The organism is Streptomyces sp. NPDC059564 (assembly GCF_042735575.1).
Taxonomy (GTDB): domain Bacteria; phylum Actinomycetota; class Actinomycetes; order Streptomycetales; family Streptomycetaceae; genus Streptomyces.
Genome location: NZ_JBHWBP010000075.1, coordinates 1 through 15512, shown reverse-complemented (window position 1 = coordinate 15512; position 15512 = coordinate 1). Strand labels below are relative to the sequence as shown.

The window sequence follows — 15512 nt, the reverse complement described above, 5'->3', positions numbered from 1 at the left end:
GGCCGGAGAGGCCGGAGAGGTCGACGAGCTGACCAGAGGTCAGGCGGGGGAGCCGGGCGAAGCGTCCGTAGCGGTCCCGCCGGACACCTGGTGCAGCCGCAGGGCCAGTTGGAGCTCCAGCGCCCGGTCCGGCGACTGCCAGCCCGGGCCCAGCAGCCGGCCGATGCGGTCCAGGCGCTGCACCACCGTGTTCACGTGGACGTGCAGCGCGTCCTTCGCCCTGGCCTGGCTCATCCCCGAGGCGAAGTAGACCCGCAGCGTGTGGACGAGCTCGCTGCCGCGCTGGGCGTCGTACTCCAGCAGCGGCCCGAGGACGTCCCGTACGTACGCGGGCAGGTCCGGCCGGTCGCCCAGGAGCACGCCGAGGAACCCGAGCTCCGCCGGCGCGGCGCCGTCGCCGTCCCGGCCCAGCGCGCGCAGCGTCGACAGGCAGCGCAGGGCCTCCGCGTGCGCCGCGGGCAGCGCGGCCGGACTGCCGCCGGCGCGCGCCGCACCGACCGTGACCGGGCCGCCCACCGCCCGGCCGAGCGCGGCGGCCAGCCCCGAGGCGTCCGCGCCGGCGCGGTCCGAGGGGGCCAGCAGTACGGCGTGGTCGTGGTGGACCCCCGCCAGACCGCCCCGCTCGCGCGCCTGGTGCGCCGCCGCGGCGAGCAGCCGCGGGCGCGGGGCGGCGTCGCTGTGCAGGACGAACAGGGCGTGCGGCCGGCCGAGGTCCACGCCCAGGCGCCGGGCGCGCACGGCCAGGCCCGCGGGATCCGCGGAGGGGCTCAGCAGGTCGCCCAGGAGTTCGCCGCGTATCCGGTCCTCGGTCTCCGCGACCGAACGCCGCAGGAGCAGCAGCAGCGCCGTGACCGTCGCGGCCCGCTCGAACAGGCGCCGCCCGGCGTCGTCGAGACCGGCGCGGCCGGTGAGGGTGACGCTGCCCAGCAGTTCCGGGCCGGCGAGCACCGCGCACACCCAGGTCCCCTCCCGGGGCACCGCCCGCCCGCTGCTCCGGGACGCCGCGACGGCGCGGGCGGGCGGGGGCAGCGGGTCCGACCGTACGCGGGCCAGCTCCAGGCCGTCCGCGTCGTGGATCAGCGTGCCGCCGTCGAGGAGGGTGCCGATCGCCGCCGCGACCTCGGTGATGTCCCCGCCGCGCAGCACGAGACCGGTCAGCCGGTCGTGCGCCTCCTCGGCCCGCCGCAGCGCGTCGCTGTTCTCCTGGATGGTGCGCGACGCCGCGTTGAGCTCGGCCAGGGCCCGGCGCGTCTCCTCCAGCAGACGGGCCCCGTCGATGGCGATCGCCGCGTGGTCGGCGAGCGAGGACAGCAGCGCCACCTCGCGCGCCGAGAACGCGCGCGGGCGCCGGTCGGCGGCGAACAGTACCCCGATGACCTTCGCGCCCAGCCGCAGCGGCACACCCAGGATGGCGTGCAGGTCCTCCTCGGCCACCGCGCTGTCGATGGGACGCGTGTGCTGGAAACGGGGGTCGCTCTGGTAGTCCCCGGTCGCGTACGGGCGGGCGGTCTGGGCGACCAGCCCGCCCAGGCCCTCGCCCATGCCGAGCCGCAGCTGCTGGAACGCGGCCGACACCGAACCGTCGGTGACCCGCATGAAGGTGTCGCCCGCGGTCTCGTCGTTGAGGGAGAGGTACGTGACGTCGGTGTGCAGCAGCTGCTTGGCCCGGTGGGTGATGGCCCGCAGGACCGCGTCCAGGTCCCGCAGCGCCGCGAGGTCGCCGGCGTTGTCGAACAGCGCGGTCAGCTCCGCCTCCCGGGTGCGGTGGCGGAGCAGCGTCCGGTGCACCTCCAGCGCCACCCGCGCGGCCTCCTCCAGGGCGGCCACCTCCCCGGCGGGGGCCCCGGCGGCGCGCGCGGCCGCGGCCGGCCCGGCGAAGTCCTCGGCCGGCGCGCCCCGCGCGAGCAGGCCGAGCAGCTCCCGGAGGCCGGCCCGTTCGCCGGAGCGGTCTGTCACGGGGGTGAGCTTACGTGGGCGCGTACGGGCGCCGTCAGCCGTTGACGGCGGCCCGGACGGGGGCGGGCGCCGCCTCGGACCCGGTGAGGCTGCGGCCCCGCGTCTCCCGGGCGAACACGACCGTCACCGTCGTCACCAGCGCCGCCGCGCACAGGTAGAGGGAGACCGGCACGGAGGACCCGTAGTCCTTGAGGAGCTCGACGGCGATGATCGGCGCGAGCGCCCCGCCGATGATGGAGGCGAGCTGCGAACCCATCGAGGCGCCCGAGTAGCGCACCCGGGTATCGAACATCTCCGAGATGAACGCCGCCTGCGGACCGTACATCGCCCCGTGCAGCAGCAGTCCGGCGGTCACCGCGGCGGCGATCACCGGGAAGGAGCGGGAGTCCAGCAGGGCGAAGAAGGCGAACGCCCAGCCGGCCATGCCGACCGATCCGACGAGGGTCACCGCGCGGCGGCCGATCCGGTCGGACAGGGCGCCCCACAGCGGGATGGTCACGAAGTGCACGGCCGAGCCGATCAGTACGGCGTTCAGCGCGTCCGACTTCGGCAGGTGCAGGTGCACGGTGACGTAGACCAGGAGGAAGGCCGTCAGGACGTAGTACGAGACGTTCTCGCCGAGGCGGACCCCGATCGCGGTCAGCACGCCCCGCCGGCCGGTGCGGAGCACCTCGACCACCGGCGGCCGCGCCTTCGCCCCCGCGGCCTCCTCGGCCTCGGCCCGGGCCCGCGCCTCCAGGAACGCGGGCGACTCGGAGACCGACACGCGGATCCACAGCCCGATGACCACCAGCACCCCGGACAGCAGGAACGGGATCCGCCAGCCCCAGGCGAGGAACGCCTCGTCGGACTGGAAGGCGGCGAGCAGCGCGAGTACGCCGGTGGCCAGCAGGTTGCCGCCGGGGGCACCGGCCTGCGGCCACGAGGCCCAGAACCCGCGGCTGCGGTCGTCGCCGTGCTCGGCGACGAGCAGCACCGCCCCGCCCCACTCCCCGCCCAGCGCGAACCCCTGCACCAGCCGCAGCACGGTCAGCAGGACGGGCGCCCCCACCCCGACGCTCGCGTGCGTCGGCAACAGCCCGATCGCGAAGGTGGCCCCGCCCATCATCAACAGGCTGAGCACCAGCAGCCGCTTGCGCCCGATCCGGTCCCCGTAGTGCCCGAACACGACCCCGCCGAGCGGCCGGGCGGCGAACCCGACGGCATAGGTGAGGAAGGCCAGCAGGGTCCCGACGAGGGGGTCGCTGGAGGGGAAGAACAACGTGTTGAACACGAGGGCGGCGGCGGAGCCGTACAGGAAGAAGTCGTACCACTCGATGGTGGTCCCGATGAGACTGGCGGCGACGATCCGTCTGATGCCTGACGGGGCCTTCGGGGCGGTTCCGATGGAGACCATGTGCACCACTTCCAGGGTGTCTGCGGGGACGTCGGGTGTGGCCACAACGTAGAAGTCCGCAGGTCACCGGCATATGTGGCCCGTCATCACAATCAACCCCACCCAGATGTGTCCGACCACCACACGACCCGAACCGATCCCCTCGGACCCCGGGTACGCCTGGCCGCCGCCCCGGCCCCGGCCTGACCGCGTCCACCCGCGCCCTCCGCGCCCGCTGATGCCGTCGGCCGCACACCGGGCGACCTGGCCCGCGCGGTCGCCGCCTGGCGCCAGGGCGGCCCGGAGGGGCTGGCCGTGCTGGACGAGCCCTGGGATCCTTCAGCCGACCGTTTCGACCGGGCCAGACCGCTGCTCCTGCCGCCGGCCTCCGTCGGTGTCGCCGCTCGGCGGTCCCGGGGGTGTCAGGACCGGGCGAGAGCCAAGTCGTGACAGGATTCCTCGATCCAGCCGAGGGGGACCCCGCTGGGCAGAGCGTCGTCACGCAAGTCGGTCGTCAGCGCGTCCCAGTGGTCGTAGCCGTGGGCCTTCGCTATCGAGTCCCTGACCCTGGTCTCATGCGGAGGTGTCACCTCCGTTCTGCTCGTCTTGTGATCCTTCAGCCGGTGAACCGCATGCCACAGCATCACTTCCGTCTCGAACTGCCTGAAATGATGAATCTTGTCCATCAGGTTTGCGGACAGTGACGGAATGTCGAGGAAGAGGCGCGCGAGAGCTGGCTCGACCGAGGAATTTCGGGACAGCTTCGAATCGCTCCCGGTGTTCAGTCCTGCGAAATCGAGCTGTCCGGCCAGCAGGAACCGGATGTATTTCTGATACCGGCCGGTTCCGAAGATGAACGGAGGGAGCGACAGATCGAGTTCTTCACGGCTGTGGCCGAGAAGCGGGTCGTGCGAGGCGTATCGGGGCCCTTGGCTGAATCGGCGGTCGTTTCCATCGGCGGGTGCTCCGTCGGGCAGGAGCGAAAGAAAGCGAACCGCCCTCAGTGCGTCCACCCTCTTGATGTCGACGGAGGCTGCGACTTCACCTATCACGCCACTCGGGTCGCCGATCCCGGCTTTCTTGAACAGAAGCCGCCAGACCCGGTCGGGATAGTACGATTCGGCGGCGACCCGGTGAAGCTCCACACCCTGGGACCGGGTGATCAGCTTCAGACCGTACAGCTTTCTGATCGCCGCACGGATATTGACCAGGGCGACGCTCACCGCCGAGTGGTCGTCGTCGGGATCCGTCGCGACCACCACGGGGTCGTCCGAATCGAAGAGGCCGGACCGGTACATCCTGTAGACGGCTCCGACACCGTGGACGCCGACGGGCCAGCATTCCGCGGCCCGTATGGCCCCCATACTGGACGCCCCGACGATCTGAGCGCCGTCGCGAGCCACCTCGACGACCTCGCGCGGTGACACCGGGAGCACCTGCGAAAACGATCCGTCGATGATGAGGATCCGGGAGCTTCCGATTTCTCTGGCCCGGTAGACGTCGCCGCGTTTCGCGGGGGGAAGCACGTGCGCCTGCGGCATAAGGGCCCGTGCCTCGCCCGGCGGCAGGGACGGCCCGGTGAATATGGTGGTTCTCATGGCTCAGATCACCGATTCCAGCAGGCGGAGGGTAGGGGTGCGCGAACTCTCACCGTAGGGAGACGCGAGGCCCGGAATCAGGACACGAACCACCGGCACGCCGAGATCCTCGCGGGTAAGTTCTGTCACCAGGCACTTGTCGTGTCCTGCGTCCCGCAGCCGGCCGACGACCGTGTGTATGTTCTGCAGGATGCTGCCGCTGCCGTCCTTGGCCTGCGGGAACGCCAGGGAGCCGGGGCTGCGGTAAAGAGCGTCGATCCGCTTCAGCTCGGCCGGCCGGCGCCTGGCGCGCCCGGTCTCGAACACCTCTCGCGCGCCCGTGGCGAAGCTGGCGTGACCTTGGCACGCCTCGGTGAGAGCGCGAAGCAGCGCCCGTTCGGGCTGGAGGTCGGCCCCGTACCCGGGGAAGTAGGTCACCTTGCCCTCCTGCCCGAAGTAGCCGTTGTCGAAAAGGACGACCCGGATGACCGGAACGTCGATCACGTTGGTCAGATCCTGTATCCGGACAACCAGACCCTGAGCGGTCAGCGCGTCGATGAACTCCTTCGCGGTTCCGGCTGGAACCGAATCCGGGGATATGACCCTCAAAGGTCGACGAGGAGAGAAAAGCGGGTCGTGGTGAGCGGAGTAAAACGCTTCCTCCGACACCGCGTCGCGCTCGACAAGCTCACAGACCGCGTGGAGGACCGCCTCTGAATACGTATTCCCGGAGGCGAGCCCGTTGGTCTCGATCCGCGCCGTCATGCCTTCCGCGGAGGGATTGAGGACGAGGTCGGTCGGTACCAGATGATGGCCCCCCTGCGCCAGGTCGTACGCCCCCGTCCAGGAGAAAACGGCGTCGGGCCGGTACGTCGTGTCCTGCGGCAGGCTGAAGTCCTCCGGGTCGACCGCAGCGGCGGGAGCGAGTTCCTCGTAGGAACCCCTGACGATCCGGAGGGCCGGGATTTCCTCGGCCGAGACTCGCTCGATCGCCTCCATGACGGCGCTCAGCTTCGCCGCGATCGGCGTCGCCCCCTTTCCCGCGCTCACCGTCAGGTCTTTGGCCAGAGGGGTCACGGCCGACCACACGGGGGAGCTGATGTAATCCAGGGGGGTGGTGTCGTACACGCGCGTGACGGGGACGCGAGGCAGCAGTGGTTTCAGGAAGTCCCACGTCTCCTTGAAACTTCTGGTGTGTCCGGCCTCCGTACTTTCCGCATCAGGCTGAAAGCTGTCCGGGCGAAGGGCTGTCAGGCTGTCCGGTTTGACCATGATCATGATGCCTTGTCTGGAAGCGGGGATCGATGGGAACGCGGACCGCCGCGCGTCGCTGCGTTTCAGGAGCCGGCGGAGCGGGCCGGAGAGGGGCGACGGTCGCCGGTCCGCGCGGCCCTGCCGGCGCTCGTCACGGCACAGGGGACCGCGCCGGCCCGGTCCGTGCCCCTGCGGCCTGCCTCAGGCGTCCCGCGTGACCACGAGGTCGTCGGCGAAACGCGCCCCGAAGTCCCCCTTCCACACCGCGGTCAGCCGAGGCAGCTGCTCCAACAGGCCTGTCGACGCGAGTTGCAGCATCATCTCCCTCATGACCTGCCGCGTGAGTCCGGCGGCCAGACACGCGTGCCGGCCCCGCCCGAAGGCGACATGGCGAGCCCCGGTCCTGTCCGCACGGAAGGTGCCCGGGTCGGCGAACCGCCTCGGGTCGCGGTTGGCTGCCACGAGTACGAGGACCACGCGCGACTCGGCCCGTACGGTGTGACCGTGCAGGGTCAGATCGGACAGCGCGCGCCTGGTGGCCAAGTGGAAGGGCGTGACGAGCCGCAGCGCCTCGTCCACGGCCCCGTCGACGTCCTCCTCCAGGTCGACGGCGGCGCTCTCCGGGCCGGTCAACGCCTCCAACAGGCGTGCGACAGCCGCCGCGGTGGGTTCCAACGCGCCACTCACCAGCTGGGCGTATATCGCGGTCGCGTCCAGAAGATCCAACGTCCCGTCGGACAGAGCGCGGCTCAGCGCCGAGGCGAGGACCCCCCGGGGAACCGCGCAGCGCTGCGCGACGAGCCCGGTCAGCTCGTCCATGGCCTCTTCCGCGAGCCGCCCGATGGCGGGGTCGTACGTCTCGATCGGCCCGACGGCCAGGATCCGGGTGGCGCAGTCGGCGAGCTGTGCCAAGCCGTCCGTCTCCTCGTCCAGGAGATCGCTCAGGCCGGCTGCCAGAGCCGGCCTGACGACATCGGCGAACAGCCTGTCAGGCGTCACCGTGGAACTGGTCGCCGCGATGGAATCCGCCATCGCGGCGATCATCTGCCGAACGGCGGCGGGCGTGAACAACGGCAGGAGCAGACGCCGCATCCCGGTGTGCCGCGGCGGATCGGAGAACACGGGCCAGCGGTCGATGAACTCCGTCACCCGCCAGTAGGTGTTCTCCTGCTCTTCCGTCAGCGAGGGCGGGCAATAGGTTTCCACCTGGGCGCCGAGCCGGGGATCAGGGAGAAGTTCGTACACGTCGTCGTATCGCGTCACGTACCACGTGTTCGTGATCTCGTCCCAGTGCACACCGTGCGACTCACGGAGTTCGTCGAACCACTTGACCGGTTCCGCTTCCCGGTCCGTCGGGATCTGCGGCACCGTGGTCTCCGCCGTTACGTTGTCCATCACAAACCAACCCGTTCAATTCACGCGCTTCTCAAGGCTGACGTAGTACCGGGGGAGGGGGTTACAGCAGAGATCGGTCGGCGAGCAGATAGCTCGTCAGCTCCTGTCGCGCTTCTGCCGACTGCGGCACGGCCGCATACGTCGTGGTGATCTGCCGCCGCTTGTCGGCACCGCCGAACGACGCATGGTAGGAGTGCGGATCGAAGACGATGAGGTCACCGGGGGAGGAGTCGACGGTGAAGGCCGGCACCTCGGCGGGCCGCATCCCGAGGCGACGCAGCGGGTTCTCCATCTCCGCGGCGAACGAGTCCCAGCTCCCGCCCCTGCGGTGGGTGCCGGGAATGAACCGCAGCGCTCCGGTGTCGCCGTCGAGCGGCTCCAGATACTGGACGATCTTGAGGAGCCGCAGAGCGCGGTGGTTCCCGTCCCGGTGCCAGTAGGTGGCACCGTCGTAGCGGACTCCGTCGCCGCCGACGTAGACGACGTCCGTGCCCAGCAGCCTACGTGCCACCCGAGGACACCGGTCGTCGGCCAGGAGCACCTTCTGGAGCACCGCGCTGCGCTCGGCGATCCGGGCGACGCCCGCACGCCCCTGCCGGCCGACCTGCGGAAAGTTCTCGAAGACGTCTTCGAAGGCGTCGGCGACGGCCGCCACGACGTCGTTCTGCACGCCGCGCAGGTGAAGGAACCCGAACGTCCTGAAGCGGGTGATCTCGGCGTCGGTCACCGACAAAGAGGTGAGTCTCATCCGATGGACACCGATCCGGAGACGTAGCGGTTGAGGAAGTAGCGACGCGTGTCGCGCTGCTCGGTCTCGGTCACCGGGTCACCGACACAGTTGAACGCCAGCTGCCGTCGTATGCCGCCGTGCCATGCCGAGTGCAGGACGTTCGTGTCGAAGACGATGACGTCGCCGGGCTGGGACTCGACGACCACCGCCGGAACGTCGCCACCGGTGAGACCGAGGTCCTCCCCGTGCCTGATGACGTGCTGGGTCGGTTCCCCGAGCCAGCCGTTGTCGGCTCGATGCGAACCGGGAAGGAAGCGCAGGGCACCCGTGTCGTGCGCGGTGGCGTCCAGGTACAGAACGAAACGCAGGAACGGCGTGGTGTAGAAACCGTCCGAGTGCCAGTACGAGTCGCCGACGAGCGCGTTGGCATCGCTGGTGATGACCTGGTGGTTGCGTTCGAAGAACGCCCCGCAGATCGCGCCCACCCACGCCGATCCGGAGATCAGCCCCAGCTCGGGCATGTCGTTGAGGGCCTCGAACCTGGTGACCCTCTCGGTTGGCGTACCGTCCGCCGGCAGATCGATCAACTGGCCGAAAGCGTGCTGCAGTTCCTCCACGGTGTCCGCCGCGGCTCCCCGGAGGCGGGCGAATCCGAACACCCGCAGCTGCTGCGCGACCTCCGCCTCATGGAGTGACATGGGACCGCCCGGGTGCGGAGTGCCGAGCAGCGGACGTGAGCCGGGCCGGCCCCGCCTCGTAGTCATCCAGCTGCTCCTTGGTCCGAGGGCCGATGACCACGGCTTCGGGGCTGTAGATCTCGTGAATCTCGGAGATCCTGGCGGCGATCGCCTCCGCCCTGCGCTCGGGCGGTACCGCCCGCAGCCGGGAGCCGCCCGAGAAGAGACTGCGGACCACGAGACGGTAGTCGGCGAGCAGGCGCGTCACGTTCGTGTCCTGCGGATCCAGCTGGTCCGCCTCGCACATGACCACGCTGCCGGCGGGCAGCCTGCCGGCGATCTGCGGCAGACTCACGTCCGGCAGCAGCACACTGACGCCCACCAGCTCCGCGTGCCCCGTCCGTGAGCAGTGCCTGGCGAACCCGGCGAAGTCGATGTCCGACACCCGCCTCGGCTCCGGATTGTGCACGAAGGCGACCTCGACGTGGTCCCGCCCGAGCCGCTTCAGGCTTCCCTGCAGCGACTTGGCCATTCCTTCCAGGCTGTAGTCCAGGGTGGGCAGGGGAGTGGTGGTGTCGATCCCGACCTTGGTCCAGACCGACGCGTCGCGGGGAAGGTGCGCGCCGAGGTCCTCCTCCGCTCTCCCGCGGGCATACACGGGCGAGGTGTCGAACGTGGTGAAGCCCTGGGCGATCGCGCCCTCGACGAACTCCCGGCCCTCGTCCGCGTCGCGGCCCAGCACCATCAGGCCGTTGAAGGACCCCGAGCAGCGCATGGTGCCGATCACCACGGACGGCTGATCCTGCTTCGTGTTCATGGACAACTCACCCTTCCTGGGATTCCGAACGGCAGATCGCCATGCAGGCCAGACCGGTGGTCGGTGGTTCGCAGAACGACTGCTCGAGCGCTTCGCGGATCTCCTGCCGTGTCGCGAAGACCGACACCTGCTGAGAGCTGTCGTAGGGGCAGCGGCGCAGGAAGCCGTCCGCGGACAGGTACAGCCGCGCGGACCGGCAGGACCGGACGACCGGGCCGCGCAGCCACTCGTGGTAGTCCGACACCACTGTCCTCAACTGCTCCGACATGCCGAAGAACGTTTCGATCAACGCCAGGTCGCGCTTGAGGTGGGGATTCTCGAAACGGAACGTCGGCGACGGCAGCAGCGGGCTGACCTCCACCGGGACACCGGCCGTCTCGACCACCGAGACGATGGCCTTCAGGTCGGCTTCGTCCAGCTCGTACGCGGTGACGTGCAGGCTCGCCCGACGGTGTCCCAACACCTCGAAGACCTTCGGCGTCGAGGAGATCGTCCGGCCGGTGCGGCCGATCTCGTCCGCTCTGCGGCTGTCGGCGGAGACGGTGACGTGACTGAGCATGCCGGCGACACCGGCGAGGGCATCGAGTCGCGGGCCGGTCCTGGCGGCGGTGACCACCGAGGTGCGGAAACCGAACTGGACTGCGACACGCACGAGTTGACGGAACTCCGGGTGGTCGGTCGGCTCGCCGCCGGACAAGCACAGCTCGTCCATGCCGAGTTCGTGGAGCCGTGACAGTGCCCGGGCGTAGGTGTCGAGGCTCAGGACGTCGCGTCCGACATCGGCCCGAAAGCAGAACCGGCAGTTCACTTCGCAGTTGTCTGCGGTCGAGACGAGCACTCCTCGGAGTGCTCCGAGGCTGTCGGTCACTGCAATCCCGTCTGGTCGGTGAGGGCGAGTTCGAGACCGATCTGGAAGAAGTCGCACATCTGCGGATCGGGCTCGGGGTTGTTCCGGAGCGAGACGTCGTTGCGGGACGGACCACCGCAGACGGCGGCGGCGGGGCACTCTCCGCACTCCTTCGCCGGCAGGAGGTTCTTGGCGGCTCCCGCCAGCAGCTCGGGCTGCTCCCGAAGCTGACTGATCGGGAAGACGAACGACTCGTCGCGCCAGTTCAGGTCGAGGATGGAGATGCGCCCGCGGGACAGCAGAGCCGCGTTCAGGCCGCCGTCCTGCTGGATGTGCTCGTACATTTTCGGCAGGCGGGTGTCCAGGGCCTGATAGATGCGGTCGAGCGAGGAGAACAGCATGGCACCGCGGGACAGCGCCAGAAGCCGCGAACGGAACACCGCGCGGCACAGCGCCTCGCCGTCGACGTGCCAGCGGCCGGAGATCGGAATGGGGGTGTTGACGTAGATGAAGTTGATGCCGAGGGACAGCACGTACTCGACGGTGTCCGGCAGGTTGCTCACATTGATCGGCGTGGGGGTGAGGTTGCAGCCCACGTGTACCCCGGCATCGATCAGCCGCTGGATGTTCCGGTGGATCCGCTTGTCCGCAGGCTTGCCCGACAGCAGGAACCGCTCGACCTGGTTGTCGTCCGGAGCCCCGTCGAAGGAGACGCCCACGCCGTACTTGAACTTCTTGAAGTGCTCGATCATGGGGTCCTTGATCAGGACACCGTTGGTGACGACGGTGAACTGCACACGCCCCACGCCGTACTTCTCGGCGAGTTCGAGAGCGTACTCGTCTCCGTACTGCATCAGGTCGAACCGGGTGGTCGGCTCACCGCCGAACCACTGAATGGTGACCTCGTCCTGGCCGGCGTTCTGCTCGAAGAGGTACTCGAGCCCTTCGCGGAGGTCGGGGATGGTGATGTCGTCGGCGCCCGTGTTGGTGTCCACGAAGCAGTACGTGCAGGTCATGTTGCAGCGGTCGGTCACCACGATGCGGTATCCGCTGATCCGCGGCGGCGTTCCGGTCATGCCCAGCCCGTTGATCCGGTCGAAGATCAGATCACGCTGAGATGCGGCCGGCGGCTCGGGAGTGAAGCCCAGCTGCTTCATCTCCGCCAGAATCCGGGGCTCGTTGTCGCGGATCTGCTTCATCTCGTCGGCGGTGAGACTCGCGCTCCCCAGGGTGACGGGATCGAAAACAATACCCTCCGCCCCCTGATTGACAAGCAAATACTTGTTCCAGAGTCGATCGGCATCGTTCGTCACGGTGAACTCCTAAAGAAACGGAACCAGCCATGCGTCGAATCGAACCGCACAGCGAGAAGCCCGCTGCGGCGCCACCGTCGCTTGCCGATGGCACCGCAGCAGGATGGAGCGGTTAGTCTTCTTGCGCGATGTTCGCGTCCGTCAGGACACCCTGAACGATCTCGGTGTAGTGCTTCTTGAGATGCTCGGTGTTCTCGGCCGTCGCACCGTCGGCGAGGACGATGATGCCGGGGAGCGACGGGTTGGGCGCCATGAGAACGATGCCCGGCGGGTCAAGGCTGATCGCCATGACGGCGTCCTCGACCGGCACCCACTCGATCCGCTCCTTGACGGCGTCCATCACGCTGACCTGCTTGGACTTGAAGTCTTCGCGATCGCCGAACCACACGCCCGACTTACCGCGCGACCCCACGGCGTCGGCGTAGATGAGGTGGTTGTCCTTCTGTTCGCGAGGTTTGGGCATTAAAACGCCTCCTAAGAAAGGGTCACATTCGGTCCGCGCTGCCCCGGAGCTGAACTACTGATTGCTCCACGGCTTTTAGGCGCATATTGCGACCGCTGACGCCCACTCTCGCACGCCGGGGAATATGCATGGTCCATCCCCGGTATATTCGACGTGCGCCTCGCCTATTCGGCATTCCCGCTCCAGGCGAGGGGATTTCAGCGACGTGACGCGATGTGCCGATAGGGGTCGGCGACCGGTACCGTCACGGTTAGTCCGACGGTGCGGAGCCGCCCGGCAGATGATCGAGGATCCGGCGGATGTCGTCGGCATCGGGCAGGCCGAGACCGGTGAAGAGTTCGTGCGCCTTGCCCAGCTGGACGCGGGCGGTGTCGATGCCGCCGCGATCGGCCTCGGCCCGGCCCAGGACCATCAACGCGTAGGCGTGGTCCCGCACGGCTCCGATCTGCTCGCACCGGGCCACGGCCTCGGTGGCGTACCGCACCGCCTCGTCGTACCGCCCTGTCCTGCGGAGTGTTTCGGCGAGCCGGTACAGGGCGTGGGCCTCGCGCCCCCAGATGCCGGCGGACCGGCAGACCGTGAGGCACTCGGTGTAGCGGGCGATGGCGTCATCGAACCGCTCGTGTTCGTGCAGTGCCAAAGCCAGCACGTACAACGCGTAGGCGACCCCCGGAAGGTCGCCCATGGAACGCAAGGTCACCAGCGTCGTCTCGCAGGCCCGTATCGCCTCGGCGGCCCGGCCGCTGCGCACGCGGGCGAGCGCCGCGTTGATGGTGGTCGCCGCCTCGCCGGACCGGTGGCCGAGGACGCGGGCGAGGGTGATCGCCTCGTCGAAGCACGCCACCGCCTCGTCGTACCGGTGCAGAAACATGACCGCCACACCGAGGTTGTTGAGCGCCTGCCGGAGTATGACCGTGTCCTCCGTGTTCCTCGACGCCGTGACGGCCAGGCGCGCGTGCTGCTCGGTGTCGGACGGGCGGGTGGCCTGCAGGGCGATGCTGCTGCACAGCAACTGTGCCCGGCCCAGAACCCGTTGGTCGCCCCTGAGCTCGGCCTCCCGCGCGAGCTCCAGTGCGGCGGACCGCAGCCCCTCGAACCGGACGTCGGCGCAGAAGGGGCTGACCGCGATGAGCAGGTCGACGGCGGTCCGCAACTGGCCGTCGTAGGGATCCGTCCGCCGGCCGACGGTGTGCAGCGCGGCCGCCGTCACCAGTCCGATCTCGCCGGTGATCCAGGAACGCGCTGTGTGGACGTCGCCGAAGTGCAGCCCCTGGGACCGCAGCGCGCCGAGGGAGTTCGCCACCGGGTCTCCGGGCACGGCCTGCGCGAAGGCGTTGCACGCGGTGGCCAGCAGGTAGTCGAGCAGCCTGCCGAAGGCCTGCCGGGTATCGTCCTGGTGTTCCGGTTCCGCGCACTGGGCGAAGGCGCGGAGCAGGTCGTGATAGCGGTAGCGGCCCGGTTCGGGGGACTCCAGCATGGCGGCGTCCACCAGGGCTTCCAGCAGTTCCTCCGCCGTCTCCTCGTCCGTCGCGAGTGCGGCCGCGGCCACCGGCAGACCGAAGTCCAGGGACCCCGGGGCGGCGAGCAGCCGGAAGGCGCGGGCCTGCTCGGGCGGCAGTTGCCGGTAGCCGAGTTCGAAGACCGCGTGGATCGACACGTGACCCACGCGTAGTTCCTCGATGCGTCGCTGCTCGTTGGCGAGCCGGGCGGTCAGTGTCGCGATGGCCCACCGCGGCCGGGACGCCAGCCTGGTGGCCACGATCCGGATGGCCAGCGGCAGGAGTCCGCACAGCCGGAGCAGTTCGAGGGCCTGTTCCCGTTCCGCGTCGAGCCGTTCGGTGCCGATGACCGCGCCGAGCAGCGAGAGGGCCTCGTCGGGCCTGAAGGTGTCCAAGCTGAGCTGTTTGGTGACGGGCAGACCGAAGAGACGGGACCTGCTGGTGATGACGACTCCGCAGCCGGCCGATCCGGGCATCAGGTCCAGGACCTGTGAGGCGTCACGTGCGTTGTCCAGGACGATCAGCACCCTGTGGCCGTCCAGCATCGAACGGAAGAGTTTGGAACGGTCTGCGAGGGTGTCGGGTACGGCCTCGGCGGCGACGCCCAGCGACAGCAGGAACCCCGTCAGGACGCCGACGGGGTCAGCGGGGTTGTCGTCCGCTCCACGCAGATCGGCGTAGAGCTGCCCGTCCGGGTAGGCGTGCCGTACGCCGTGGGCTGTGAACAGGGCCAGTGAGGTCTTCCCGATCCCGCCCATCCCGGCTATCGCCACGACGGTCGGCGCTCGCCGTCCGGGCGTCGTCAGCAGGGTGTGCATGTCGCTGACGGCGTCGGTGCGGCCGGCGAAGTCGGGCAGCAGCGGCGGGAGCTGTGCCGGAACGGGCAGCGGCTCCCGGCCCCGGGCGGCCGCGGGGAGGGGCTCGGCCGCCTTCGGTTCCTCGGCCGCCTTCGGTTCCTCGGGCACCACGGGTTCCGCGGGCACCGCGGGTTCCTCGGCGGCCGCTATGGAGAGGGCCGGATCGTTCTCCAGGACCTGCCGGTAGGTGGCGGTCAGCTCGGGCCCGGGATCGATGCCCTGCTCCTCCAGCAGCAGCTTCCTGACACCGCTGAACACCACGAGCGCGTCGGCCTGCCTGCCCGCCCCGTAGAGCGCGCGCATCAACAGGCCGTACGGACGCTCGCGCAGGGGGTGCACGGCCGTGAGGTCCGCCAGGTCGGGAATGACCTGGCGATGGCGGCCGAGGGCGAGGTCGAGGTCGCAGCGTTCCTCCAGCAGAGCGATGCGAAATTCCTCAAGCCGGTCACGCTGCCGCATGGCGAAGGGTCCGGGCACTCCGGCCAGAGTCTCTCCCTGCCACAGGTCGAGTGCGCGGACCAGCCTGTCGCGCGCCTCCTCCCACCGGCCCGAGGCACGTGCCTGCGCCGCCTCACGAGCGAGCGTTTCGGCCTGCCCCACGTCGAGCGAGGACGGGGGGACGACCAGGCGGTAGCCGTCGCCGACCGACACGAGCACGCTCGGGGTGGAGCGGTCCGGCTCCAGGAGTATGCGTAACTGCCAGGCGTAGGTGCGGATCGTGGTGGTGGCCTTGCTGGGGGGCGTGGGACCCC

Annotated in this window: 12 protein-coding genes and 1 pseudogene; 1 reads left to right on the top strand and 12 read right to left on the bottom strand. The window is 69.6% G+C overall.

The window, feature by feature from the left end; genetic code table 11:
• Positions 1–39: 39 nt before the first annotated feature.
• Both ACFV0Q_RS15820 and ACFV0Q_RS15815 read right to left on the bottom strand, forming a co-directional pair.
• Entirely contained in the window at positions 40–1956 is a 1917-nt protein-coding gene (locus tag ACFV0Q_RS15820) for a helix-turn-helix domain-containing protein (protein WP_385005532.1), read from the bottom strand.
• A gap of 34 nt (positions 1957–1990) precedes the next feature.
• On the bottom strand, positions 1991–3352 hold the full coding sequence (locus tag ACFV0Q_RS15815) for an MFS transporter (RefSeq protein WP_385005556.1): 1362 nt from the start codon (positions 3350–3352) through the stop codon (positions 1991–1993).
• Positions 3353–3519: 167 nt separating this feature from the next.
• On the opposite strand from ACFV0Q_RS15815, the pseudogene ACFV0Q_RS15810 reads away from it, so the two are divergent.
• Positions 3520–3709, top strand: a pseudogene (locus tag ACFV0Q_RS15810) (hypothetical protein); the annotation flags it as partial.
• 44 nt (positions 3710–3753) lie between these two features.
• On the opposite strand, the gene ACFV0Q_RS15805 reads toward ACFV0Q_RS15810, so the two are convergent.
• From ACFV0Q_RS15805 to ACFV0Q_RS15760, 10 genes are all read right to left on the bottom strand, one after another.
• Positions 3754–4929, bottom strand: coding sequence for a TfuA-like protein (locus tag ACFV0Q_RS15805; RefSeq protein ID WP_385005530.1), 1176 nt, complete (start codon positions 4927–4929; stop codon positions 3754–3756).
• A 3-nt stretch (positions 4930–4932) separates the two neighbouring features.
• Entirely contained in the window at positions 4933–6186 is a 1254-nt protein-coding gene (locus ACFV0Q_RS15800) for a YcaO-like family protein (protein WP_385005528.1), read from the bottom strand.
• A gap of 177 nt (positions 6187–6363) precedes the next feature.
• Positions 6364–7557: a cytochrome P450 gene (locus ACFV0Q_RS15795; protein WP_385005526.1), complete on the bottom strand. Its 1194-nt coding sequence runs from the start codon at positions 7555–7557 to the stop codon at positions 6364–6366.
• Between the two features lie 61 nt (positions 7558–7618).
• Positions 7619–8305, bottom strand: a complete 687-nt coding sequence (locus tag ACFV0Q_RS15790; RefSeq protein ID WP_385005524.1) for a phytanoyl-CoA dioxygenase family protein — start codon at positions 8303–8305, stop codon at positions 7619–7621.
• The gene (locus ACFV0Q_RS15785) at positions 8302–8985 is read right to left on the bottom strand and encodes a phytanoyl-CoA dioxygenase family protein (RefSeq protein ID WP_385005522.1); all 684 of its coding nucleotides are present in this window, start codon (positions 8983–8985) and stop codon (positions 8302–8304) included. Before ACFV0Q_RS15785 ends, ACFV0Q_RS15790 begins: the two co-directional genes overlap by 4 nt.
• Positions 8972–9781 carry an aldo/keto reductase family protein gene (locus ACFV0Q_RS15780; RefSeq protein WP_385005520.1) on the bottom strand — a complete coding sequence of 270 codons (810 nt, stop codon included), beginning with the start codon at positions 9779–9781 and terminating at the stop codon, positions 8972–8974. The genes ACFV0Q_RS15785 and ACFV0Q_RS15780 overlap by 14 nt, the downstream gene beginning before the upstream one ends.
• Before the next feature lie 7 nt (positions 9782–9788).
• Positions 9789–10649 (bottom strand): radical SAM protein, encoded by an 861-nt coding sequence (locus ACFV0Q_RS15775; RefSeq protein ID WP_385005518.1) that lies wholly within the window; start codon positions 10647–10649, stop codon positions 9789–9791.
• Entirely contained in the window at positions 10646–11941 is a 1296-nt protein-coding gene (locus ACFV0Q_RS15770) for a radical SAM protein (RefSeq protein ID WP_385005516.1), read from the bottom strand. The genes ACFV0Q_RS15775 and ACFV0Q_RS15770 overlap by 4 nt, the downstream gene beginning before the upstream one ends.
• 112 nt (positions 11942–12053) lie before the next feature.
• Positions 12054–12404 carry a hypothetical protein gene (locus ACFV0Q_RS15765; protein WP_385005514.1) on the bottom strand — a complete coding sequence of 117 codons (351 nt, stop codon included), beginning with the start codon at positions 12402–12404 and terminating at the stop codon, positions 12054–12056.
• Between the two features lie 250 nt (positions 12405–12654).
• Positions 12655–15512, bottom strand: a 2858-nt coding sequence (locus ACFV0Q_RS15760; protein WP_385005512.1) for a BTAD domain-containing putative transcriptional regulator, incomplete at its 5' end; no start/stop codon positions are given.

What these genes read in the sequence shown, in the direction of transcription:
- ACFV0Q_RS15800 (WP_385005528.1), bottom strand. Translation starts at nt 6,186, where the DNA reads ATGATCATGGTCAAACCGGACAGCCTGACAGCCCTTCGCCCGGACAGC.
- ACFV0Q_RS15780 (WP_385005520.1), bottom strand. Translation starts at nt 9,781, where the DNA reads ATGAACACGAAGCAGGATCAGCCGTCCGTGGTGATCGGCACCATGCGC.
- ACFV0Q_RS15790 (WP_385005524.1), bottom strand. Translation starts at nt 8,305, where the DNA reads ATGAGACTCACCTCTTTGTCGGTGACCGACGCCGAGATCACCCGCTTC.
- ACFV0Q_RS15785 (WP_385005522.1), bottom strand. Translation starts at nt 8,985, where the DNA reads ATGTCACTCCATGAGGCGGAGGTCGCGCAGCAGCTGCGGGTGTTCGGA.
- ACFV0Q_RS15805 (WP_385005530.1), bottom strand. Translation starts at nt 4,929, where the DNA reads ATGAGAACCACCATATTCACCGGGCCGTCCCTGCCGCCGGGCGAGGCA.
- ACFV0Q_RS15815 (WP_385005556.1), bottom strand. Translation starts at nt 3,352, where the DNA reads ATGGTCTCCATCGGAACCGCCCCGAAGGCCCCGTCAGGCATCAGACGG.
- ACFV0Q_RS15795 (WP_385005526.1), bottom strand. Translation starts at nt 7,557, where the DNA reads ATGGACAACGTAACGGCGGAGACCACGGTGCCGCAGATCCCGACGGAC.
- ACFV0Q_RS15765 (WP_385005514.1), bottom strand. Translation starts at nt 12,404, where the DNA reads ATGCCCAAACCTCGCGAACAGAAGGACAACCACCTCATCTACGCCGAC.